Below are 24,206 nucleotides of genomic sequence, written 5' to 3'. Positions count from 1 at the left end.
CACACAACTATGACATCTACATATAAAACAATACGAGGTATTATACATACAATCCATTGGTCTTCACTTTTGGTGCTGATGATGGGGCTCTTTTTGGGGTCTTGCGAGGAATTCGTGGACATAGCTCCCCCGACCAATGAACTCACGGGAAGCGTTGTCTTCGAAGAAGCGGCCACCGTGGATGCTGCCTTTGCACATATCCATTCCCAACTAAGGGAGGATGTCTTCACTACAGGGACCGTATCGGGACTATCCTATCTAATGGGACATTACACGGATGAACTGACCCTGTACAGCAATGTATTGCCCGAAGTACAGGAATTTGCCAATGGCCGTCTAACATCCTCCAATGGTAGTGTGGAGCGGCTTTGGGATGGGACCTATGAACTGATCTATGCAACGAACAGTATTTTGGAGGGGGTCCAAAACTCCACGGAACTGGCACAGGAGGATGTCCATCGATTTCTGGGCGAGGCCTATTTTTTGAGGGCGTTCCTTCATTTCCATCTCATGGAACTGTTCGGTCCGGTACCCTTTATCGATTCGACCAATTTTGACATCAACAGTAAAGCAGGCCGTATGGATTTGGAGCCACTTTCCATCTTGATCTTGGAGGATTTGAGATTGGCAAAGGAATTATTGGCCCAAGTGGAAGCAGCGGACAATTACAGACCGAATTATTGGACGGTCACTGCGTTTTTGGCCAGGTTTTACCTGTATCGGGAAGAATGGTCGAATGCCCTTACGGAGGTCCTGGAGGTGGATAAGGACGGTCCGTTCGGGCTGGAAGAGGATTTGCTACAGGTTTTTAAAAAGGACAGCCCTGAAACCCTTTGGCAGTTGGATTCGGGCCTGCCGGGCAACAACACCAAAGAGGGGTCGACATTTGTCTTTTCGGAAGGTCCACCTCCGAACTCGGCCCTTAACAACGATTTTATCAACCGGTTCGAAGCTGGGGATGGCCGTTTGCAGGCCTGGGTGGGCCAAGTCGTTGGTGATAGTGAAACCTGGTACTATGCCAATAAATACAAGTTGAACGCCCCAAGCCCCAGTACGGAGGAATGCTCCATTTTATTCCGGTTGTCCGAGCTGTATTTGATAGGCGCGGAGGCCTATGCACATTTGGGCCAGGATGCTGAGGCGCTGGCTTATCTGAACCGGGTCCGACAGCGGGCATTGCTTGACCCGATTTCGGGACTTTCCGGAACAGCACTTTTGGATGCGATTTATAAAGAAAGGGCAGTGGAACTGTTTTCGGAGCAGGGACATCGATTTTTCGATCTGAAACGAACTGCTAGGGCCGATGCCATTTTAGGTGCCATCAAACCGGAATGGGAGCCTTTTGCCATCAACTTGCCCATTCCCCAATCGGATCTTTTATTGAACCCAAACCTGGCCCCACAAAATGAAGGTTATTAAGATTATGTTTTGGATTAGCTCCATTGCCTTGGGAAGGAAACGCACTGTCCATAGGGTTCTTGCCCTAAGTGCGCTACTTCTTGGGGTGGCCTGCCCTCTTTGGGGGCAGGCCAATAATGGTATAGGGGCCTATCTGGAGGACAATCGGCTTTTGTTGGTACTGGATAGGGCCATAATGGAAGAACCAATGCTGTTTGTAAGACACCATAAAGGGCAATTGACGGTACGATGGTCACAAGTCGGCGAACAGGTGGTACTGACCCAACACCGGGTGCGTTCTGCCCTTGGCGAATGGATTCCCATTGATGCCGACTACAAGATCGAAGAACGGGTTCTGGGAAAGTTCAAGGTCATCAAGGATAAAAACGACACCTATGGTCTTACCATAGATGCTACCGAACTCATACTGGCCAATGATATCAAGTGGTTTGCCTATGATTCCCCTGAGCGCATTGAACTTCGAAAGTCATACATTTATAAGGTGGAGAAATTGGATGGGGAGACCATCATCCGAACGAAACGGACAAAGAATTCCGGCACTTCGTTGAAGACCATTGATGTGGATTTCAGTTTTTATCAGTTGCCCGATCGGCCCATGCGACCCCGATTGTTCGATCACCGGATGGGATACTATTTGGAGGATGTATGGGATGCCCAAAGAACGGATAATTACAAGGCGGCCATCATGCGTTGGCGCATGGAGAAAAAGGACCCGATGTCGGCGTTAAGTGAACCTGTGGCCCCGATCACCTTTTATTTTCACCCTGATGTTCCCAATGTCTGGAAACCCTATATCCGGGCGGGCATATTGGTATGGTCGGCCCCTTTTGAAGCAGCTGGGTTCAAGAATGCCATTGAGGTACGGGACTTGCCGGAAGGAGAGCCAAGTGGTTACAGTGTGACCTATTCCATGATCCGATGGGAGAATTTTTCAGGGGTTCGTGGATCGGAAAAGGAGAGCGGGTCAACGGCGAAAATGATCGTGGACCAACGAACGGGAGAAATCCTTAAGGCCGATATTCTGATCAGTTCCTCCGCGCGCAGTCTTGTTGAGGAATATGTGGTGCGCTGTGCGCCCATGGATGCACGGGCACAACGATATCCCGTGCCCGAATCCTTGGTAGGGGAGCTTTTTCAATATGTGACCTCCCATGAAACCGGCCATGCATTGGGGCTTATGGATGGCAATTACGGGGAATATGCCTACCCCTTGGAGAAAATACGGAATGTGCAATGGCTCCGGAAAATGGGGCATACGCCAAGCATTATGAACTATGCAAGGCATAACTATATTGCACAGCCCGAGGATAGCATTCCTGCATCATTGTTGTTGCAAAAGGTAGGGCCTATGGACCTTTTCCAAATTAAATGGGGCTATAGCAACTTTCCTAGGGCTACTTCCCCACTTGAAGAGCGACCTATTTTAGATAGTATTATCCTTGCCTATGATAGTATTCCATGGTATCGGTTCAATGCCGATCGGTATGGTAGGATAGGACCGGGGAACACCCATGAGGCAGTGGATAATCGTGACCCCATAAGGAGTACGGAACTAGGGCTTAGGAATATGGAAAAAGTGATGGGGCTATTGCCAAAGTTGAACCGTGACCAACCGGATGATGCCCTTTTGAAACGGCTTTATAAGAAAACCTTGGAGCTCTGGTTCCATGAAATGCGTCATGTACTTTCCCTAGTGGGCGGTTATACGATCCATTATAAATCAGGGGCTCAGCCCGGTGCCTTATATACGCCCATTTCCATAGAGGAACAGCGCAAAGCCCTTAGGTTTATGCTCAAAAATGCTTTTGAGGTACCCCTATGGTTGGAACATCCCAGTTTTCAATATCGACTTGATGAAATAAGGGGTTCCGATATGTTATTGGTCTATCAATTACAATTATTGTCGGAACTGTTGGGAGTATCCCGAATGGGGAGGTTGGAGCACATGGAGAGGAATCACCACTATGAAGCAGTACTATGGGAAATGATCAGTATGTTACAGGAAGGCCTGTTTCAAGAATTGGAAGATTCCCGGGCTTACATTTCGCCAAGACGTCAAGCATTGCAAAGGGCCTATATTGAAACCATGTTGTCCCATGTGCGCTCTGAATCACCTTCAAGTAGGCTTTCCATGGAACAATTGCAACGTTTTCCAAGCCAATATGTCAAAAGTGAATGTCGTTTTGGTTTAAGGCAACTTCAGAAAAAATTGAAAATGGTAGTAACAGAGTTGGAAGATGGACAGCAAAAAGAGCATTTACGGGCATGCTTGAAGATGATCAATAGCTGTTTATGATAATCCAGGCAAATAAAAGGGAGCCAAAAATAGCTCCCTTTTTCAAAGACCTATTGCCTTTTCAATTGAACGGTACAACTGGTACCTGCTCTATAAACGTCCTCCAAACCGAATTGGCAGACGTTCTGCCCTGTAATGGAGCAATCGTCAACCGAAATGGGCTGGCAGGGTTCATTGGGGTCTGGATAGTATTCCCCAAGGATCATGTTCTCATCAAGGACTGCATTGTCCTTCATGGTAAAGGCACTTGCGGCCACTGCGAATACAATGGCAAGTGCAGGAATCAAAAATTTGAATTTTCTCATCGTGTTACATTTAAATTATGATCTACTCTGTTATCGGGTTTTCGATCTTCTCCCGCTATCGGCCGATAGGTTTTGGAGGGTCCTCCAATTTTATGTAGTAAGTCAGTTGACCCATACTAGTGTCGTAATTCATAAACGGATAATCGGTTCCCTACAAGTACATAAAGGACATTGCCATCGACTTTGATTTCCCTGATTTTTTCCCGTTCTGTTTTGTGTATGTATGTGCTGAACTCATAGGTGCCTTTTTTCCAGTCGTATACATCCAGTATACTGGCTTGATTCAGGATATCCATGTTCTCATACTTGCCCAATCGGTTGGAAATGATATAGGCACGGGAACCCTCCAGGGATGAACTGTTGTTGATGATCACAGGAGGGGCCAGCATTTCCGAAATTTGTCCTTCCTTCAATGAAGTCACTTCGATTTGCGCCTTGGTGACGGTATCCAGCGTGTTTTGTCGCTTTTTAATATTAAGGTGGGAATCAAGTACAATAAATTCGTTCCGGTAATAATAAGAATAGAGAAGTAAGCTATGGTCAGGGGTACTTGTCATGGCACCATCCACATCAAAAACCCCGTCGATCTGTCTTTCCAAAATTTTTGGTTTAAGGTTGGCCAGTGCATTTGTGTCGAAATGAAATGAACCAAGAGTGATGGCCTGGGAATCGGTATCAAATGTCCTACAGACCAGTTCAGTCTTACCAACGGGTATGGCTTTATCGAAAAAGACGGGACTCATTATCGAGTCCTGTATGCTCCAATCACCTAGGTGTCCCCTCAAGACAATGGGAACGGTTCCATCAAATAAGAAAAAATAGGGTTGTAGGACGCTGATTTGCACATTCCGAAATTGTAATCCCCGATTGTTTACAGATAACCTGATATGCGTCGTGTCCAGCGATTTTAAGTCGATTTGGAGTACATGAAACGGGGCTGTTCCATTGCCCAAATACATATTGTTGTTGTCGTAACCGGCAATATAATATGAATTATATCCTAGATCAAGGTCAAATTTTTTGGTAATGGCATGTGGAGGGATTCTTCGGGTAAAGGCATTGTTGCGGTGTACCTGTTGTTCTGAGACCAGGAAAAGGAAGATGACCAGTCCCATACCGAGACTAGAGGTCCCCAAAAGTTTTACTGCGGTTTTTCCTTTTCTCATGATACGCTTGTTTTGAGGGTTGGATGTGCTTCCAATAGTATAATTCCAATGATGGCCAGGGCAACAAAAAATAGGTTGAACACAATATGTTCCGTCCAGCCCAAGTCCTCCAGCACGCCTCCACAGGAACAGGGGATATAGTCACTGAAATTCAACACCAATAGGATATAGGTGGTGAACATCACCATCAGGGCAAGACTGCTATAGAAGGCCGCCAATCTTGTTCCATTGAACAACAACAGTAAGGCCAAGAGGTATTCCACACCGGGAACCATCCAGGCCAACCCATCCGCATATGCTGTCAGAACCGGGGACTGCCCCAATTGCACTTTGAACTGCCCGAAATCCCAAAGTTTGCTGGTTGCCGCATAGATAAACAGCACGATAAGCAGGAGGCTGATGGTCTCGACAATGCGATGGCTATGTTTTTGATCCCATTTCATTTTATTTGTAACCGTTTGATTTACAATGTAAAATTAGGGGGTCTGAAGGATCTCTAAGGGATTATTTAGGCTCTGAAAAGGATTATTTTGACAGTCTTCTCAACACAGAGGGACTATATCCGTACCTTTTTTTGAATTCCCGGGCAAAGTGGTTGCCCTTTTTGAAACCTACGGTCCTGGCAATGGCAAGGATGGTTTTGTTGGAGTGCTCTATCAGGATATGGGCCTTTCTGAGCCGTTCATGTTTTTGATATTGAAAGGCCGTCATTCCGAAAAACTCCTTGAATCCCTTTTTGAACTTGTATTCGTTGGTGTTGCAAATATGGGCTAGCTCTTTGATTGAAGGCAGGGGCTTATCTAGGTTATCCATGATATACCGTTCGGCGATCCTAAGGTTCTCCATGTCCATGGCGTGGAGGATATGGGTCTGTATTTTTTGTGGTTTTGGCAAAAGGCCATGGTCCTGTAATTGTTTTTTCAGTTTCTTTTGTATGAAACCTTGGCCCGTTCCATCATTTTTGACCAGATTAAAGGAGGTCACCTTAAAAGTTCCCTTTTTGCCTTCATGTTCCGGGAAATAAATGACCTTGCAATGGGCAGGGAGCTGGAGCCTTGATCGTTCGGTAAAGGTCAGTTGTAGGGTCAGTTCCCAAACCCGATTTTTTGGGGATGAATTCAGCAGTTTTTTCCATCCCTTTTGGTAGTCCTTGGCCAAGAGCTGCACAAAGGGACGCCCGATTAAGACCCCTTCCTTATGGTTCAATAATGTTTCGACTGTAGGGTTTATCCTGACGATATGACCTTTGGTGTCCAGTTCAAAGAACAATTGAACTACCATATCGTAGGAATTGGGCAGTTTGATGAACCCTTGGTACAGAAAGGCGTCCCTGAGTTCCTCGGTGGTCGAGTTGACCAAAAATGTCAGGGCCTCCAGTGCATCGTTTTTGTCCGTCCGTTCGATTTGGTATGAGAAGTTCCCATTGGCAATATGTACCAATTGGGTGTAGATATCCTCCAATCGCTTTTTGTTTTCCGGGCTGTCCATAATCGTTTCCTTGTCTTACATCCGTAAAATGATCGGAAACGGTATACACCTACCTATCGATGCTGCATCAGGTACTTGCGGGCCGTTTCCATGTCGGGGAACACTTTGATGGGCGCCGAACGCATTCGGGTCGAAATATATTTGGAGAAGACCCGTTCCAGGGGTGTGGCCGCTATCAGGACCAATTCCTCGACCAGTTCGGCACCTTCTCCGGATAGATAGTGCCAGGCATCCTTCTCGATATGCCTGACCCCGTTGATGTTGCAAAGGATACGATAGGGCTTTCCCTGTTGCAGGAGCATGCGACGGGCCACCGTTTTTTGGGCTCCCGAAAGGTCAATGGAGACCTGCTCTTTCCAAGCAAAAAAGAGGACATCGTTCTCCAACCACATGGTGGCCAATTCGGTTTTCACAATTCTTTTCATCCTTCGCGATTTCAAAAAGGGTGGTTAAATTATAAAATTTTTAGAAAATCATTTAACAAGAAAAATCTGCTTTTTTAACAAAATAGGCTCTAAAATGCAAAAAAACATATCTGTCAGGGATTATTTTAGGTGCTACCTGCCCCTTGAACACAAAATTTTATGGATTTTGATTAGTTTGAAAAAGTGCGGTTTGATACCCATTAAGGTCAGGAGTCCAAATTTGGACAACTGATTTGGTACCGATTGGATTGATTTGAAGGATGTCCAATTCAAAAGTTCCCCAAACTTGATTGATGTATAGTTCCCCACCTCACTCATATGACTTGGGAAGGGAATACGGCAAGCTTTTGGAGACTACTAAAGATTACCTATAATGAAATATCAAAAACTGCTATCGGAATTTGAGGGCCAGTTGGAAACCCTGGAAAGCGGGAACGGCGATATTCTATTTAAGGCCGAGAAGGGCATTGCACTGGTGGAGAAATGTATCCGTAAACTGCAAAAGCAGATCGTGGGCCAGGATTTTGAAACACAGGCCGATGAGATCTATTTTTTTAAGCATGTCAAGCCCCAGATCTTTAGCAAGCTCATCTATTACATCAGGCTTTTCAGCATTGAGAGCAAACGGCCTCGTGGAAAGGATGTGGCCCAGGTCAAATACCTCCAGCAACAGATAGACAAGTTGCAGACTTTCTTCAACGACAACCTGGAATTCTATAATTATTACCGGCGTGGGGCCATGTCCATGGATGAACAATACTTTGTTCGCGGCAACCGGGACCTGCGCATGCCCCTGGAATCCTTCCACTTTTTGATCGATGACCAGTTCTCCACCTGTCAGGACGGCACGGTGGCCACCATTATGGCCTACGACATGCTTATTGTATATCTGAGAAAGGAAGTGGACGATCTCAACAACAATATGGAACCTACAAAGAACACAGCAATGGAAAAACCATCAAAACTTTTTTGGACGGGGAGCAAGACCGATCTCATCGAGCTCCTTTATGCCCTACATACCAGTAAATCTATCAACGGCGGTACAGTGGACATCAAGGAAATGGCCTCCCATTTCGAATACTTTTACAATGTCGATCTGGGCAATTACTACCACACCTTTATCGATATCCGATCGCGCAAGAGCAGTAGGACAAGGTTCTTGGAACGGCTCATCGAGATGCTCAACCAGCGGATGGAATCCCTGGAAGAATAGCCCCCGGATTTTTCCCAAGTTGGTACCAACTTGGGAATTTTGGTTTTCGGGGGTTTTGGGGACCGATTTTTCCCATTTTCAAGCTTTTGTGGACCTCCCAAAAATCCAAATAGCACTAAAACGAAACAAATTGTATGACAAAAAAATCTTTCCCAAGTTGGTACCAACTTGGGAATTTTTTCCAAAAACCTTTATCAGTTTTGTGATGAAAGTCAAATCGATGGAAGGGCCATCAAATGAAATGACAGTAATGCGATGGTCCTTCTTTTTAAAAACTCAGAAACTATGGGAGCGACCATTATTACCTCGGAAGACCTGATGGAGTTCAAAGTGGAACTTTTGGAAGACATCAAGGAACTATTGCAAAACCACAACGGCCCAACGCCCAAAAAATGGCTAAAATCCAATGAAGTGCGGGAACTATTGGGCATTTCCCCGGGAACCTTACAGAATTTGCGTATCAATGGCACATTGCCCTATACCAAAATAGGAGGGGTGCTCTATTACGATCAGCGGGAGATCATGGAAGTGTTGGAGCGGAACAAGGTCAACAAGAACTTCTAGGGGTTTGGAGGACATCAACTATATCAAACACCTGAACGGTGTCTTTGACCAATTTGCCAAGGACAACCGTTTGAACCCGACCCATATCAGTCTGTACGTAGCCCTTTTTCAGCTTTGGAACCATAATTTTTTTAGGGAGGAATTCCATATCAACAGGGAAGAGGTCATGGACTTTTCAAAAATAGGTTCCAAGTCCACTTACCATAAATGTATCAAGCAGTTGAGCCATTGGAACTATTTGCTATATATCCCTTCCCATAACCCTTTTAAGGGGAGCCGTATCAAGATGTTCGATTTTGGGACAAGTGATGGACAAGCTGTGTGCCGAAGCCGTACCAAAATCGGGACAAGCAGTGGACAAGCACTGGTACCTATAATAAAACATATACAAACTAGAACAAACCATAAAAACAATAACAAACCGGAAAATTTAAAAAATTTGATTCCGTTGGATTTTGAAAACGACAACAAACCTAACGGGCTTGGCCAAAATCGGGACAACCTAAAAACCACCTCGGACAAGGATTACGGGGAACCACTATGAAACTGGACCATCCACATATCATCACGGAGGGCAACCTGACCTACCGCTTGGGGGAGCTGAGCGGCAACAACATCCTATATGATTTTGACAAGATGCTCATCTATCTGGAGGCCAAGGGCAAGCTGATGTTCGGGGAACGGTTCAGGATCTACAAGGAAGACCGTGGGATATTGCTGAAACTCTGCAACTATATCATCAAGGACTATGACAGCTGCAAAAAGGACGGCATCGACCCCAACAAGGGACTGTTGCTGTCCGGGCCCGTGGGTTGTGGCAAGACCAGTCTGATGCGGCTATTGAAATTCCTGGTGCCCTACCAAAAACCGTATTCTGTCATTCCCAGCCGAAATATCGTGTTCGGGTTCAACCACATTGGCTTCAAGGTCATTGAGGATTACGGCAACGGGCAGTACTTTTGTTTTGATGACCTTGGCGTGGAACCCACGGGAAGGCATTATGGGAAGGATTGCAATGTGATGGGGGAGATCCTGTTATCACGCTACGAGCTTTTTGTCAACCATAATATACGAACCCATTGTACCACCAACCTCAATGCCCGGGAACTGGAGGAACGTTATGGCAAGCGGGTAAGGAGCCGCATGCGGCAGATGTTCAATCTGGTGGCCTTTGAAAGGGACAGCAAGGACAAACGCAAATAACGTCATTGCCGTTTGAGCACCATTCCCAATAGTTTTCCGATGACCTTGATGATCTCCATTAAAAATGCTTTCATGGTTCCAGATTTTTAAACTTGTCAATGCCCAATAGTATGGCAAGGGCGATGGCCCTGATGTTCCTTCCCTTTGATAGATAACCTGCTTCATCCTGCTGGGACAGGAAGGCCAATTCGACCAAGACCGAAACCGAATCACAATGGATATTCTCTCGTAAGACCTGAAAATTGGCAGTTTTGACGCCTCGGTCATGGATTCCAAGGTTGTCCACAGCTTCAACCAAAATCGATAAGCCAAGTTCAAGGGATTCCTTCCAACGGTTCTGTGAATTGTGGACATATACCTCCATACCTTTTGCTTCCGAATTTTCTGCATGGTTGCAATGCAGCGACACAAACACATCGGCATGAAGGGCTTTTGCCAATCCGGATCGATTGCCAAGGGATACTAAGGTATCGGTGTACCGTGTGAGATAGATATCATATTTACCATCCAAAAGGGTATGGTTCCATCGAAGGACTTCCCTGGCCACGCTTAAGTCCACATCCTTTTCCCTAACTCCGTATACCCCAATGGCGCCGGAATCCACCCCACCATGTCCGGGGTCAATGACCAAGATTTTTTTATCGGGCACTCCCTGACCAAAAATGACACAAATTTTGACCATCAAAAGGACAAAAACTTGAACTGAGCGAAGTCGAAGTTTGACCTTTTTGAGGGTTTTGCATGTCCAAGGTTTTAAGGTTATCAACATGGCATTCCGCTTTTTACATAGATTTTGATGTCAATTCGCAGCAATAAAAACTAAATCATATCAATGAATATGTTATTCACAAATATCTGATATACAGTTATTTGTGTATAAATATACGGTAATTTTCAAATATCAAAACCAAGCGAATTTTTAACACTTTTTGATATGAAAAAAGCACTGTATTTCACCCTGTCAACATTTTTTATCCCCTATGGCCTTTTCGCCCAGATCGGGGGCATTGAGGATTCGGTCAATGATATTTCCGATACCATACGGGCCATCTTCCCCATCATTTTGGGCGTTATTTTCTTGGTGGGCTTTTTGTTCAATGCCGGTCATTTCTTTGGAGAGAACTCCGATTTGAAAAAAGGGATTACCCGGGTACTGGTCTTTGTACTGATCGCGGGGGCCGTGGTGGGCATCTTTACCTATCTCATTGGAATCGTGGTATAGGATGAAGAAGTACGAGGTCTATCGAAATATCCGCAAACGGGCCATGATCATGGGGCTGCCCCTTTCCCTATTTGCCCTGATGATGGTATCGGTCATCGGTTCCCTGCTGATCATCATCTTTTCCTTCAGTCTTGGTGTCATCGTAGCCCTGCTGTTGTTCAATGCCCTGTTGTTCGGGGCATTGGCGCAGTGGGCCAAAAACCCAAATGTATTTGCTATCCAAAAGGTCTTCCCCCAAACCATCAGCAATAAAAAACTAAGTCCGCTTTCCTATGGATAAAATCAACCTAAATTCACATCATCCCATTCTGGATATCCAAGGGCATACCGTGTTTGCCAACAACGGCAATGTAGTTTTGTGCTATGAGGTGGCACTGCCCGAGGTGTATTCCCTTTCCGAGCCCGATTTTGAGGAACTGCACAGTATGTGGTTCCAGGCTTTCAAATCCCTGCCCTCGGGAACGGTAATCCTTAAACAAGAGATATACCAAAAAGTGGGCTATAATGCGGGGCAATTACCCGATCGTACTTTTTTGGAAAAGGCCACCCATGATTATTTTAAGGGCAGGGAATACCTGAGCCATCAAAGCCATCTGTTCTTTGTGCTGCCTCTGGACAAAACGCTGAATGCGGCCAAGTATGTGAATCCCTTCCGGAAAACGGAAAAAGGCTATTATCGAAAATTGGACGTCCAGGTAGCGGAATTCATCACAGCGGTGAACGATGCGGTTTCCTTCATCAACAATGGCCAAAGAGTGTCATTAATGCCCATGCTACCCACTGACATTCTCATCCATACGAACGATTATTACAATGGTTTCAATTCGGATTTCGATACGGATATTTTGTTGAATAAAAAACAGATCGAGATTGGTGACCATTTTTTTGATGTGATAGCGGTCAACAATGAAGGGTGTTTTGGAGGAACGGTACAGAGCAGTAAGATCAATGAAAGATTCACCTCGGATGACTTTAGCTTTCATCAAGGGTTTATCGATGGATTGGGGTTGGACCTTAACGAGAACCACATCATCAACCACATTCTCTATCTGGATGACAAACACAAGTGGCGTAAACTCCTGGACAAAAAAGTGGAGGAACTGGGCAAAAGTTCCAACTTCGGTTCCCAGAACAAGGTCGTCCTCAAAAAGGTCCAAAATATCCTGGACCAAATCAATACCGATGACTCCTCCCGTATCATCCGTGGCCATCTCAATATCATTTTTTGGCATCCGGAAACCGAACAGGTAAAACGGATTGGCTCCAAGATCAAGGCCGAGTTCAAGGAATTGGACATGGTGCCCTATCATCCCAATGGCGAGGAACGCAAGCACTACTTTTTGAACTCGAATCCCTGCCATGCCACCAACTTCTCCAACGAAGATCTCTATGTCACGGATCTCAAACATGCCCTGTGCCTGTACATCAACAACACAAATTACAGATCTGATGATACGGGGATTCTATTCAATGACCGCCAGCACAACATCCCTGTCTTGAAGGATGTCTGGGACGAACGGAAAAAACGCATCAAGGCACGGAACTTTGCCATTTTCGCCCCAACGGGTGAGGGCAAGTCCTTTTTGGCCAACAACATTCTGCGACAATATTTTGAGCAGGGGGTCCGGCTGGTCCTAATCGATTTGGGCGGCTCCTATGCCAAATTTGCGAAGCTCTATCCCGACCAACATATTATCCTGCGCTACGAGCAAGGAAAAAATCTCGGCATCAATCCTTTTTATATCTCGGAGGAATCCGATTTGACCCCAGAGCGTTTGGAAGACCTCGCTGTATTTCTCTTGGAACTCCTTGCAGCGGACAATGCTTCCAAATCCCAAGAAGTAGCCATCAAAAAAGTCTTGCTGCTCTATTACAAGAAAGTCAGACAGAATCATTCCTTGGCTTCCCTCTACCGGTTTGTGGACCATCGAAAAGATACCCTTATCCAAGAACTACAGATTAAGGAAGCCCATTTCAGTAGCTATGACTTTCTGCATATCCTCTCGGAATATGTGGAAGAAGGTCCTTACAGCTTCCTGTTCAATGCGGGGGCCGACCAGACCTATACCATCGAGGACAAGCGGTTGATCGTCTTTGAACTGGACGAGGTACGGGACAACAAGGAAATCCTCTCCGTGATGCTCAAGCTCATCAAGTCGGCCATCCAACGGACCATTTGGCGGAACCGTTCGGAGCGGGGCATCATCCTGTTCGATGAGTTTGCCAAGCAGCTGAAGTTTCCCAATGTATTGGAAAGTGTGGAATTCTACTATCAGGCCATTCGGAAGCAGAACGGCGCCATTGGCATCATCCTACAGTCCATCAACCAATTGCCCAACAATTCCACCTCCGCGAGCATTTTGGAGAACACACAGATAATTTACAGCCTCCGTAACGAAAAGGGCTATGACGAACTGAAAACCAGATTGAACCTATCGTCCCATGACCTGGAGCAGCTGCGGTCCATCCGCAATAACCTGACCGGGGATAGGAAGTACACCGAAATATTCATCAAGATAGGAAAGGAGAGCAACATCTTCCGCTTGGAAGTGCCCCCCGAGGTCTATGCTGCCTATCTGACCGATGGGACTGAGAGTACACAACTCATTGAACTTTTTGAAAAAACAAACGATATGGAACAAGCCATCAAAACATTCATTAACCATAAAGACAAAGCGACATGAAAACAATTAGAAAGCCCACTTTTGGGAAAAAGATCCTTACACTGGGATTTGCCTTAACCTTCACCTTATTACTGCCGGCAGGCGCTGCCTGCCAGGGGATGCCGGTGTATGACAATACGAACTTCATCAGCATGACCAAGTCGCTGGTGGAGTCGGCCAAACAGACCTCAGAGCTATTGAAGACGGTGCAATTTCTAAAAGAGCAAAAGGATAATGTCGTCAAGGTCAGCAATACCATCAAACAATTGAAAGCCCTACAGGAGCTGACCAAGAACAATGAGATTTTGTTCAGGACCGTACAGCAAGATGTAAGGGATATTTTGAATTCCCCTTATATCAAAGCTGGGGAAGTAGAGCAGGTATCCCGCTCATTTGAACAGATTATGAACACGGCCATTGACGACCTGGATTTTGTGAACCAGATCCTGTCCAGTGATTTTTTGAAAATGACCGATGCGGAACGCACGGCCATTTTGATGGAAAAGAAAGTCCAGTCCCAGGAAATGGTGGCAGAACTGGAGGTCAAGACCAGACGCTATAGGGAGATCATCTCCTTTCGGAAGATGCAGGACAGGATCAACAACCGTGAAACTAATTATTAAGCAGTTATGTTCTTGGGAATAGGATTGGAATATGTGGATGCGGTCTACCGGACGATAATGGACAGTGATTTTGCCCAGTACACCATTACGGGCATGAAGGCACTGGCCGTCCTGTTCTTTTTGGTGAACATCCTAAAGAAGTACAATGAGGGCATCGCTTCGACGGATGGCCATACCTGGGGGCTGACCCCCACGGAACTGGCCAAGAATTTTGCCATTGTGATCTTGGTGATTTTCTCCACACAGGTGCTGGATGTCTTTGATGCCATTTTGGTCTCCATTGAGTCCCAATACCGGGATACGGCCCCGGCGCTCCTCCCGTTACAGCTACAGGATGTGGATCTGGAACGGGATGTGGGCGCACTGGAGGCCGCCAAAAAGGCTTTGGCACTGTTGTACGAGGCCTTGGTGACCCCCTTGTACGGTTTGAAGGTGCTGGCCTTTATCATCGGGATTTTTCTTTGGTTGATGGACCTGTTCATTTACCCATTGTTTTTGGCGGAACGATTTTTCTTGTTGGGCATTATGCGGGCCTTCTTTCCCCTAGTGATCAGCTTGGCCGTGTTCGAAAAGTTCAGGGGACTGGCCTATAACTTCTTTAAGCTTTATGCGGGGGTCTATATGCTCGTACCGGCCTTCTTTTTGGTCAATGTCTTCGTCAATGCCCTGTACACGGAGATCAACACGGATTTTTGGAACAACCTGTTCGGGACGGACTGGGGCAGTGAGTTTTTTGCCCCCCTGATCGAACTGGCTTCCATTGGATTCATCGTGCTGTTGAAGTTCAAACTGTACCGCAAGGCCACCTCCGTTACCTTCAAACTCTTTGGTGCCTAAGGGTGCCTAAGGCACATTTATAATTGCATATTATCTGCACTAAAAACTACTACTGAAATGAAAACACCCTATAAAAACATATACGATGTCCTAAAGCTCAACCGCTTTATCGTGTTGGCTACGGTCATCGGGGCTGTACTGACCTGTATCGTTTCGGTACTGATGGTCATCAAGCTCCACAGGGAAAGTATGGACAATGCCTTTGTGGTCAACGGGGATGGGAGCGTGATTCCATTAAAAATGGTCTCCCAATTGGAAAACCTCGAAGTGGAGGCCAAGGCGCATCTGGAACTGTTCCACCGCTATTTCTATGGAATCGATGTCAGCAATTATGAGAACAACCTTGAAAAGGCACTGTGGCTGGGCAACAGCTCGGTGGACGCCCTCTACCGGCAGAAAAAAGCGGAAGGGGTCTATAACCGTTTGCTGCAATATTCCTTGGTACAGAAAGTACTGAGCATAGCATCCAAGGTGGACCTGCAATCGGAACCCTATAGGTTTGAGACCGTCACCGTATTTGAGATCAACCGGGGGTCGGTCACCGATACCTATGAGCTGACCACCACGGGGAACCTGATCCATGTGGACCGGAACTTTCCGAACAACACCCATGGCCTGTTGATCACCAACTTTTTTGAAAACACTTTAAAAAGAATTGAAAATTATGAAAGTAGAGAAAAATAAGATTGTCTTTGCGGCAGTCATGCTTTGCGTGGTCCTGTTCATTGTGGGCTATGCGATGATGGCATTGGGCGGGGACGAAGAGCCAAGTATTGATAACAACCAGATTCCGGTACCGGAACTGGGGGAGGAGCAGGAGCAGTACAAAACCAAACTGGAGGCCCTGGATGCCATCAAGGAAGAGCGGCAGACCAACGCCCCGAGCATTTATGACGAGGGTCTCTTGGATTCTACGGGTGTATACGACCCGGACCTGATGGAAAAGAAAAGGATACGGATCATTGACAGTATCTACAACGAGGGGCGCATTGATTACTCGGAAGGGACATACCGGAAATCCAAAACAGCTAAAGAGGCATTGGGCAACGCCAGACCGGATTCCATCGCCACCACAAAAGAAATGGATACTAAAGACCCATCTGTTGAAGTGAAGGAATTGGCATTGGAGCACGAGTTGTTCTTTGCCTCAAACCCCATGGAAAGGCTCATGGAGGTGAACGAAACCACGGATGCCCAGATCCTGGCCAGGGTGGATGGCACCCAAACGGTACGCCAGCATAACCGATTACGGATGCGGCTCTTGGAAGAGGCCATGATCAATGGTACCGTGATTCCAAGGAATACGGCCATTTACGGATTCGTGAGCTTTAAACCCAACAGGGCCATGATCAATATTGAACATATCGACCACAACCCCATAAATCTCGGAGCATATGACCTTCAGGATGGCAGCGAGGGCATCTACATCGAGAACAGTTTTCGGGCGGAGGCCGGAAGGGAAGTGGTTGGGGATGCCATTGATGATATCAATATCGGTGGTGTGCCACAGGTCAGGGGCATCAAATCACTTTTTCAAAGGGACAACCGCCAAGTAAAGGTGACCGTAATGGACAATTATCAACTCATTTTAAAGCTGAAATAATGAAACGTATTTTAATAATCTCCATACTTATAATAAGCAGCCAAATGTCGGCACAAAAACATTTGGACACCATCTATGCGAACGAGCATAAAAACGTGGCTTTGTTCTTTCCTGAACCTATCCGTCAGGGCATTGTGGGCGCTCCGAATTTTGTGTTTACCTATAACCGGGAAAAGGAGCAGTACCTTGGTTTGGTACAAGCCAGTCCGGGCAAAGAAAGCAACCTATTGGTGTTGACCAAGGATGGACGGGTATATTCCTATATCCTGAAATACCAAAAACAGCTCGACAAATTGAACCATTTTGTTACCAGCTCACAAAGTATCGGGACCGAAAGGTCCGTGATGGAAATACCGGAGCTTGAAAAGGGTACTGCCGCTTCCAACAAGGAAAGGAGGGCTTATTTTGAAAGGGCAAGCCAATATTTACTTGGATCTGGCCATAAGACCATGGCCACAAAACGCAAAAAAGGAATCCGGATACAGTTGCAGAACATGGTATACGATGATTCCGAAGTCTACCTGGTCATCGAAGTAAAAAACAATTCTGGAATCAACTTTGAGATAGACTATCTTAAGGTATACCGGACCAACCGAAACCCTAAAAGAAAGACCTCTTACCAACGATTACCCCTAATGGTCGTTCACAAACATAAAATGCCATATGCCATTATTGATGGGAAAAGCCAGCGTTTTGTTTATGTGCTACCCAAATTTGTTTTGGGTGATAATGAAAAGCTGATGCTGGAGCTCAAGGAACTGAACGGGAGCAGGAGAGTTATAGTATCCTGGAAAAAGTAATATCCCAAACAAAGGGATACATCTTACCATAAAATGTAAACAATTTTGTTTATACTTATAGTATGGTTTCATATGCTGAGAAATATAGGGGGATACACCCGGGCCAGGTACTGAAAAGGGAACTGAAAAAACGCTCCCTTAAGCAGCGCCCTTTTGTCCTGTCCATAGGTGAGCATCCACAGACCTTGAATGCCATTATCGGCCAAAGGCGTGACCTTAATACCGCATTGGCCTTAAGGATTGAGGATAAACTGGGGTTGCAGGAAGGTAGTTTGGTCCTTTTACAGGCATTTTACGACATTAAAAAAGAGAAGGAGGGTCAGCGTGCAAAAACACCAGATTTCTCGATTTTGAGAAAATCCCTTTTCTGGGATACGGATATCGAAACCATGGATTGGGGCAGGAAATACAAGGCGGTCATCAGACGTTTGCTTGAGCGTGGCAATGACCAGGAGAAAAAGGAGATTTCCCGATTTTATGGTGCAAAAAAGGTTGCCGCTGTTGCCAGCTCCATTAACGCAACCTTTCCCACACCTTAGATAAAGCCGATCAAAGTGCTCCATTAAATACCGTAAATAGGCTACTCAAAGAAAGCCTTGTCAAATTAATGAATGCGAAGATATTACAAGGTAAGTTGTACTCTTTAATCGAAAGTATGGTAGACATAAACACCTAAAACAGACTTTTTAACCATAGCCAATTTTATCTTAGAAGTATGGTTTCCAAACAATTGGAACTATTTTTCTTATGCTCAGTTTTTTATGGCGAAACCGGTATACTAAGTCCGGATTTTACACCGGTATGATATTTTCTGGTTGGGCGGGATGGAAGAGACTACTAAAAACGGAAAAATTTGAGCCATTCAATATTTGATTGTACTGACTTGAAAGTCATTTTTTTGTGCTATGTTGGAAGTTACTCAATTTAATCGCGTGAGGGTGGTATAGGATGACCGGCGTTTCCATATAAAGGAAGCCATGGTGGCATTTATCAGTTGAATAAAACCTTTGTCTTACATTGATTTGAAGATTTAAATTACACAGTATAGTGTGGAATCTAAATGAAAATCACTGGCAAAATCTAAAAAAACCTTTAAAAACACATTATATTGTGAAAATTAATGTATTTTTATACTGAAACGTAGAATATAATCCTGAAACCACATTATAGTGTGGGTATAGATGTGTTAGTATGAATGCCAAAAAGCATATAGGTCATATTATACAAGAACGTCGCAGCCAAATGCGGATAACCCAGGAACAGCTGGCAGAAATGGCCCAGGTGGGTATCAATACCCTGTATAAGATTGAAAAAGGGGAAGCCAATCCAACCTTGTCTTCCTTGGAAAAAATTGTGGATGTTTTGGGATTGAAAGTGACACTTAGGGTAAAGGAAATTTCTGGAATAGGAAATGAGACAGGCAAAAATCTACTATAAAGGGGAATTGGCAGGGATTCTTGCCCAAGACGACCATGGTCAATATACGTTTCGATATACTGAGGCCTGGCTCAGGGATGGGACCACTCCCCCCATAAGCCTTACGCTTCCCAAATCATCGGAAGCATACAGGTCGGATCATTTCTTTCCCTTCTTTTACAATATGTTACCGGAAGGAGCCAATAAACAACTGGTCTGTAAAAGCATGGGAATAGACCCTGACGATTATTTCGGACTGCTGGTCACCACGGCCCTCTATGACACTGTGGGTGCGATTACAGTACAAAAAATGGAATAGAACTTATGATGCCGGAAATAACACATTGTCCAGGAACCTTGGCCGAAGGATATGATACATATAGTCGGACCTGCTTAAAGCGGGTGTTCAGTAACCGGAAGGTATCCCACGTATTGAGATATGATTCGCCTACATCGAACGAGGAAACGGATGAGCTTTTTGAAGACAATCGAAAGCGGATTTCGATTTCCGGGGTACAGGAAAAGTATTCTGTCTTGTTGGAAAAGAACCAATTGCGTTTGATCAAGGAAGGCGAGAAGGGCACCCATATTCTCAAGCCTATTCCACTGGCAGGAAAACGACGAGATCAAATGCCGGCAAATGAGCATTTGACCATGCAGATTGCCCGGCAAGTTTATGGAATCGAGACCGCTGAGAATGCCCTTATTTTTTTTAAGAACGGTGAACCGGCATATATCACCAAACGTTTTGACGTTAGAGAGGATGGTCGTAAACTGGCCAAAGAGGATTTTGCCACCTTGGCGGGAAAAACACCCCAAACCGATGGTGAAGACTATAAATATCAAGGAAGTTATCTTGATCTTTTCGAGCTGATGCAACGTTTTTTACCAGCCTATAAACTGGAAACACCTAAAATGTTCAAGCTATTGGTTTTCAATTATCTATTTTCCAATGGGGATGCCCATTTAAAAAACTTCTCCGTACTGCAAACTCCCTTTGGAGATCATCGATTGAGTCCAGCTTATGACCTATTAAATACCGCTATCCACGTTAATGACGACACCTTTGCCCTAGACGGAGGTCTTTTGCCCAAAAGCATGGCACAGACGAATATTCCCAATCAGTTCAACATACTTTCAGATACCATTGGATTGCATAAGAAGCAGTTTCTGACCATTATGGAAGATATGTTGACCCAATCCAAAAAGGTCCAATGGTTCACGGAGGCTTCTTTTTTGGATGAAAGAACCAAAAGAAGTTTCTTCCAAGCATATCAGACACGCTTGGCACAGTTCAGAAAGCTGAAAAGGTAAATGGTGAAACGATAAAAATCATATTGATAATTTTGTAATCACTTTGTTTATAAAGTTTGGTTACAACCATAGCCCTGTTGAAAGAGCCTTTAATACTGACCTTAATCTTATTCACTTTTTATATTTCCTGTATAGTACACCTTTATTTCGAAGCAAAAAAGTGAACTTCACAAACATCTGGACTCTACATAATGCACCATAGCCTGATTGTTTGGCAAAAATAGGTTTTTGAACTAGAAGAAACGCTTTCTCTTGAACCAAAGAAATACGATCAGGCAGATCAGAACCATAACCCCCAAGGTATAGAAATACCCATTTTGCCAGCGAAGCTCGGGCATGACATCAAAGTTCATCCCATATATCCCGGCAATGAAGGTCAGGGGAAGGAAAAAAGCCGAAAAGATGGTGAGCACCTTCATGACATCGTTGCTTTTCTGTGCAGTGACCGATAGGTAAGAGGCCAAAAGCCCGTTGGTATCCTCCACGGCCTCGTCGTAGAGCAGGTGATGGGCGGCAAGGCTGTCCTTGATGTCCTGTAATCGAGACTTGTGGCCCTTGCCCACCGCTAACTCGTTGATGACGGTCTGGATGAGCCCAATCAGTTTTTTACCGATACGGGCCTTGGATTTCAGGAAGTAAAGCTGCTCCAGAGTGAGATTGCTCCCTTTTTTGGTAAAGATGTGGTTCTCCATATCATCGATCTTGTTGGACAGGTTTTCCACCGGTTCCTGAAAACTGTCCACCATGTTGTCCACGATATGGAGCACGAGACCGTCCACATGCTTTATATGGGAGGGAGCACTGTCGAGAAAGGCATACTCCGCCCTATGTATGGTGATCAAACGGTCCCTGAACACAAAAAAGGCGATCTTGTTGGAAAAATCGTTGATGGAGGTTGGTTTGTCGACTTCCTGAGTACAGGCTCTCAGGATCATAAAATAACCCTCTTCGATGTGTTCCAGCTTTGGAAGGTGCCCTGCCTGCAGGCTATCCTTTACCAAGATGGGGTTCAAACCTTGGGTGGTCGCCAGTTCATTGGCTTCCTCGTCGGAGGGGTCCTGTATATCGACCCATGTAAAATCAGGGTATTTTTTTTCTTTGATGGTGGCGGTACGTTGTTTATTGTTCATCGGCATATTTAATCAGTCCGTTGATTTGGTTGTTTTATTGTGGATTAAAATTACACACTTTCCAAAAGTTCTGGGAATTGAATCCACTGTTTTCTTATTGGACCATCTCATCTTGATGGATTTTGGAGTCCGAACGCTAAAATTCAGGTAAAAGAACAATTTTCGAGGTTTAATTCACTAAAAGACATTGCTTTTGGTGAATACGTTCACTTGATTATATATGATTAAAAGAATATTGGAACAAAAAATTATCCAAAAGTTGGACAAGGGCTAAGCAAGGACGATTTTTTTGAAGGTGTGTCAATTCCAAGAAATAAGGGATTGATGCGGGTTTACAAGGATTTGGAATTGGTGGAACAACTAGGTTCAGGCGTCCCAAGGATTTTACAGAATTATGGCAAAGAATGTTTTAAGTTCATGGATAGTTTTACCAGAATGATATTTCCCATTTCTGAAAAAGTTACCGAGCAAGTTAAAAATCTTATAGCTGTATTCCAAAACGAGCATAGCCGTAATGACCTTATGGACTTATTGGGCCTTACCCATAGAGAGCATTTCAGGACAGAATATCTACAAAGAGCCATAGATCTTGGATTGGTGGAACCAACAATCCCAGACAAACCCAAAAGCAGTAAACAGAAGTATAGATAAACGGAAAAGGGCAAATAGATTGGATAAAATGAATCTATAGAACCGTATCCCTTTTTCAAGAACAGTATTGTTCCTTCTGCTATGGGAATGACCTTCATAGAGTTAGGGATACTAAATCTTGGGAACCCTCATCAAATTTTATTAAATTTGTATCAGAAAGTGAATCGAAACGGTCAAAAGTTACCTATTCGGTTACCTTTGTGAATAAAATCAACGTAACTTTTTGATTGTCAATAACATATATGGTGGCTAATAGTTCTGCCACCCCGACGAACCACTAAATAGGTGGTATCAAAGCACTGTTAATCGACTGATTGACAGTGCTTTTTGTTTTTTATGCATTCATTTGATATCAAATAAAACCATATAAAAGGTGTAGAGTTCGGTGAATGGTTCGGTACGTTTCTTGTGCATAATTTAGCTTCAGTTTGACGCTGTTTATGGGTGTTTTGCAAACCAGTTTTGTCAAACCCAAAAATTATGTATTATGCGCAATTCCAACACTTTAAAGGTTCTAATCTTCACTAGGGACATTTCCAACAACCCTGAAAAATTGACCATTTATGCCCGTATTACCGTCAATGGAAAACGTGCCGAGATAAGTTTGAAACGTTATGTTTCGGTGAATGAATGGGATGAAAATAAGGGCAGGCTCCATGGGCTTACCCACAAGGCCCGTTTGTTGAATAGCTATCTGGATGAGGTGTATGGCGAAATCATGGATACCCATAAACAGTTGTTGCGTGAGGACAAGATTATAACCTCACAAGCGATCAAAGCCCGTTATCTGGGACAGGATGAAAAGCACAAGACCCTCATGGAGCTTATCAAGTACCATTTCGAATCACAAAAGAACAAGCTTCGCCCAGGAACCATGAAAAACTATTATGGTACAGAAAAGTATCTCAAAAGGTTTTTGGAGCATACCCGAAGAATTCAGGACATCAACTTAAAGCGATTGAACTATAAGTTCATTACCGACTTTGAGAACTATTTGATAAATGGGCCTGATCTGCAAAAGGGAAAGAAGTGTACCAATAATGGGGCCATGAAACATTTGGAGCGGTTAAGAAAAATGGTAAACCTTGCCGTGAGGTTGGAATGGTTGGACAAAGACCCGTTTGTAAACTATAAAAAGCATTATAAGAAGAGTGAACGCTCTTTTTTGACCGAAAGGGAACTCAGGCTCATCGAGGAAACAACATTTTCAGGAAGGGGGTATGAGAGGGTCAAGGACACCTTTATTTTTTCATGTTATACAGGATTGGCTTATGGAGATGTAAAGTCATTGGAAGTGGATCATTTGAGGTTCGGGATAGATGGGGGCCTTTGGATTTATACCAAAAGAGAAAAGACCGATGAAACGGTCAAAGTTCCATTGCTGCCGAAAGCAAAAAAGATATTGGATAAATATAAAGACTGCAATGAAAGATTGGTACACGGAAAGTTGTTACCTGTATTGAGCAATCAAAAGACCAACAGTTATTTAAAGGAGATTACAAAGGCCTGTGGAATTTACAAGAATATTTCCTTCCATACTGCTAGGCACACTTTTGCCACAACGGTAACACTATCCAACGGTGTTCCAATTGAAACCGTTTCCAAAATGCTGGGCCATACCAAACTGACCACTACTCAAATTTACGCAAGGGTATTGGAAAGAAAAGTTGGTGATGACATGCGAAAGTTGGTGGAAAGAATGGAAGGCAAATAAAGCATCGTTTATTTGCTTAGTTTTTGTTGGATAAGCCGGGTAAACTGACCCACCTTCGCCGGATGAAACTGACCATGGCAAATGGACTGCCCAGATTTGATCTATCCTTGGGTTAAACTTAGTTTTTATTTTTCAATTTTCTTCTCATTGATTC

Annotated in this window: 27 protein-coding genes; 20 read left to right on the top strand and 7 right to left on the bottom strand. The window is 44.6% G+C overall.

All coding sequences use genetic code 11. The features are described from left to right. Positions 1–9 precede the first annotated feature (9 nt). Both PY092_RS18700 and PY092_RS18695 read left to right on the top strand, forming a co-directional pair. Complete coding sequence (locus PY092_RS18700; protein ID WP_275617263.1) at positions 10–1,419, top strand: RagB/SusD family nutrient uptake outer membrane protein; 1,410 nt, start codon at positions 10–12, stop codon at positions 1,417–1,419. After that, the gene (locus tag PY092_RS18695; protein WP_275617262.1) at positions 1,406–3,715 is read left to right on the top strand and encodes a zinc-dependent metalloprotease; all 2,310 of its coding nucleotides are present in this window, start codon (positions 1,406–1,408) and stop codon (positions 3,713–3,715) included. The genes PY092_RS18700 and PY092_RS18695 overlap by 14 nt, the downstream gene beginning before the upstream one ends. Before the next feature lie 50 nt (positions 3,716–3,765). Here PY092_RS18695 and PY092_RS18690 read toward each other — a convergent pair whose 3' ends face one another. The 5 genes from PY092_RS18690 to PY092_RS18670 form a co-directional block, all read right to left on the bottom strand. Further along, positions 3,766–4,020 carry a DUF6520 family protein gene (locus tag PY092_RS18690; protein ID WP_275617261.1) on the bottom strand — a complete coding sequence of 85 codons (255 nt, stop codon included), beginning with the start codon at positions 4,018–4,020 and terminating at the stop codon, positions 3,766–3,768. 116 nt (positions 4,021–4,136) lie between these two features. After that, positions 4,137–5,186, bottom strand: a complete 1,050-nt coding sequence (locus PY092_RS18685; protein ID WP_275617260.1) for a hypothetical protein — start codon at positions 5,184–5,186, stop codon at positions 4,137–4,139. After that, the gene (locus PY092_RS18680) at positions 5,183–5,629 is read right to left on the bottom strand and encodes a MauE/DoxX family redox-associated membrane protein (protein WP_275617259.1); all 447 of its coding nucleotides are present in this window, start codon (positions 5,627–5,629) and stop codon (positions 5,183–5,185) included. Before PY092_RS18680 ends, PY092_RS18685 begins: the two co-directional genes overlap by 4 nt. An 82-nt stretch (positions 5,630–5,711) precedes the next feature. Further along, positions 5,712–6,674 (bottom strand): helix-turn-helix domain-containing protein, encoded by a 963-nt coding sequence (locus PY092_RS18675; protein ID WP_275617258.1) that lies wholly within the window; start codon positions 6,672–6,674, stop codon positions 5,712–5,714. A 53-nt stretch (positions 6,675–6,727) separates the two neighbouring features. After that, the gene (locus PY092_RS18670; protein ID WP_275617257.1) at positions 6,728–7,099 is read right to left on the bottom strand and encodes a DUF7793 family protein; all 372 of its coding nucleotides are present in this window, start codon (positions 7,097–7,099) and stop codon (positions 6,728–6,730) included. A 373-nt stretch (positions 7,100–7,472) separates the two neighbouring features. Between PY092_RS18670 and PY092_RS18665 the strand changes: the two genes are divergently transcribed. From PY092_RS18665 to PY092_RS18650, 4 genes are all read left to right on the top strand, one after another. Further along, a complete protein-coding gene (locus PY092_RS18665) occupies positions 7,473–8,312 on the top strand; it encodes an RteC domain-containing protein (protein ID WP_275617256.1) in 840 nt (279 codons plus the stop codon). A gap of 285 nt (positions 8,313–8,597) precedes the next feature. Beyond that, positions 8,598–8,876 (top strand): helix-turn-helix domain-containing protein, encoded by a 279-nt coding sequence (locus PY092_RS18660; protein WP_275617255.1) that lies wholly within the window; start codon positions 8,598–8,600, stop codon positions 8,874–8,876. Between the two features lie 4 nt (positions 8,877–8,880). Next, positions 8,881–9,420, top strand: a complete 540-nt coding sequence (locus PY092_RS18655; protein WP_275617254.1) for a hypothetical protein — start codon at positions 8,881–8,883, stop codon at positions 9,418–9,420. After that, positions 9,417–10,079, top strand: a complete 663-nt coding sequence (locus tag PY092_RS18650; RefSeq protein WP_275617253.1) for a P-loop NTPase family protein — start codon at positions 9,417–9,419, stop codon at positions 10,077–10,079. Before PY092_RS18655 ends, PY092_RS18650 begins: the two co-directional genes overlap by 4 nt. A 70-nt stretch (positions 10,080–10,149) precedes the next feature. On the opposite strand, the gene PY092_RS18645 is transcribed toward PY092_RS18650, so the two are convergent. Further along, positions 10,150–10,761 carry an N-acetylmuramoyl-L-alanine amidase family protein gene (locus PY092_RS18645; RefSeq protein ID WP_275617252.1) on the bottom strand — a complete coding sequence of 204 codons (612 nt, stop codon included), beginning with the start codon at positions 10,759–10,761 and terminating at the stop codon, positions 10,150–10,152. 252 nt (positions 10,762–11,013) lie between these two features. On the opposite strand from PY092_RS18645, the gene PY092_RS18640 reads away from it, so the two are divergent. From PY092_RS18640 to PY092_RS18585, 12 genes are all read left to right on the top strand, one after another. Beyond that, positions 11,014–11,301: a hypothetical protein gene (locus PY092_RS18640; RefSeq protein WP_275617251.1), complete on the top strand. Its 288-nt coding sequence runs from the start codon at positions 11,014–11,016 to the stop codon at positions 11,299–11,301. 1 nt (position 11,302) lies between these two features. Continuing rightward, positions 11,303–11,581 carry a hypothetical protein gene (locus PY092_RS18635; protein ID WP_275617250.1) on the top strand — a complete coding sequence of 93 codons (279 nt, stop codon included), beginning with the start codon at positions 11,303–11,305 and terminating at the stop codon, positions 11,579–11,581. Further along, positions 11,574–13,985 (top strand): TraG family conjugative transposon ATPase, encoded by a 2,412-nt coding sequence (locus tag PY092_RS18630; RefSeq protein WP_275617249.1) that lies wholly within the window; start codon positions 11,574–11,576, stop codon positions 13,983–13,985. Before PY092_RS18635 ends, PY092_RS18630 begins: the two co-directional genes overlap by 8 nt. Then, entirely contained in the window at positions 13,982–14,587 is a 606-nt protein-coding gene (locus PY092_RS18625; RefSeq protein ID WP_203532478.1) for a conjugal transfer protein, read from the top strand. Before PY092_RS18630 ends, PY092_RS18625 begins: the two co-directional genes overlap by 4 nt. Before the next feature lie 6 nt (positions 14,588–14,593). Continuing rightward, the gene (locus tag PY092_RS18620) at positions 14,594–15,424 is read left to right on the top strand and encodes a hypothetical protein (protein ID WP_163627686.1); all 831 of its coding nucleotides are present in this window, start codon (positions 14,594–14,596) and stop codon (positions 15,422–15,424) included. 57 nt (positions 15,425–15,481) lie between these two features. Continuing rightward, complete coding sequence (locus PY092_RS18615; protein WP_163627688.1) at positions 15,482–16,108, top strand: conjugal transfer protein TraK; 627 nt, start codon at positions 15,482–15,484, stop codon at positions 16,106–16,108. Then, a complete protein-coding gene (traM, locus tag PY092_RS18610; protein WP_163627690.1) occupies positions 16,089–17,027 on the top strand; it encodes a conjugative transposon protein TraM in 939 nt (312 codons plus the stop codon). Before PY092_RS18615 ends, traM begins: the two co-directional genes overlap by 20 nt. Then, positions 17,027–17,827: a DUF4138 domain-containing protein gene (locus PY092_RS18605; RefSeq protein ID WP_163627692.1), complete on the top strand. Its 801-nt coding sequence runs from the start codon at positions 17,027–17,029 to the stop codon at positions 17,825–17,827. The genes traM and PY092_RS18605 overlap by 1 nt, the downstream gene beginning before the upstream one ends. A 62-nt stretch (positions 17,828–17,889) precedes the next feature. Further along, complete coding sequence (locus PY092_RS18600) at positions 17,890–18,366, top strand: helix-turn-helix transcriptional regulator (protein WP_163627694.1); 477 nt, start codon at positions 17,890–17,892, stop codon at positions 18,364–18,366. Between the two features lie 652 nt (positions 18,367–19,018). Next, positions 19,019–19,264: a helix-turn-helix domain-containing protein gene (locus PY092_RS18595; protein WP_163627696.1), complete on the top strand. Its 246-nt coding sequence runs from the start codon at positions 19,019–19,021 to the stop codon at positions 19,262–19,264. Beyond that, complete coding sequence (locus PY092_RS18590; protein WP_163627698.1) at positions 19,239–19,562, top strand: HipA N-terminal domain-containing protein; 324 nt, start codon at positions 19,239–19,241, stop codon at positions 19,560–19,562. The genes PY092_RS18595 and PY092_RS18590 overlap by 26 nt, the downstream gene beginning before the upstream one ends. A 5-nt stretch (positions 19,563–19,567) precedes the next feature. Beyond that, a complete protein-coding gene (locus tag PY092_RS18585; RefSeq protein ID WP_163627700.1) occupies positions 19,568–20,557 on the top strand; it encodes a type II toxin-antitoxin system HipA family toxin in 990 nt (329 codons plus the stop codon). A gap of 233 nt (positions 20,558–20,790) precedes the next feature. Here the strand turns inward: PY092_RS18585 and PY092_RS18580 are convergent, their stop codons facing one another. Further along, complete coding sequence (locus PY092_RS18580) at positions 20,791–21,687, bottom strand: CorA family divalent cation transporter (RefSeq protein WP_163627702.1); 897 nt, start codon at positions 21,685–21,687, stop codon at positions 20,791–20,793. Positions 21,688–21,921: 234 nt separating this feature from the next. Between PY092_RS18580 and PY092_RS18575 the strand changes: the two genes are divergently transcribed. Further along, entirely contained in the window at positions 21,922–22,338 is a 417-nt protein-coding gene (locus PY092_RS18575; protein WP_163627722.1) for a Fic family protein, read from the top strand. 487 nt (positions 22,339–22,825) lie between these two features. Beyond that, positions 22,826–24,052 carry a site-specific integrase gene (locus tag PY092_RS18570; protein WP_275617248.1) on the top strand — a complete coding sequence of 409 codons (1,227 nt, stop codon included), beginning with the start codon at positions 22,826–22,828 and terminating at the stop codon, positions 24,050–24,052. The last annotated feature ends 154 nt before the right edge of the window (positions 24,053–24,206 follow it).

Origin of the sequence: Flagellimonas yonaguniensis, assembly GCF_029193885.1 — a bacterium.
Classification (GTDB): domain Bacteria; phylum Bacteroidota; class Bacteroidia; order Flavobacteriales; family Flavobacteriaceae; genus Flagellimonas; species Flagellimonas yonaguniensis.
Note: the sequence above shows the minus strand (reverse complement) of the source record. Positions and strands in the feature narration are given on the sequence as shown.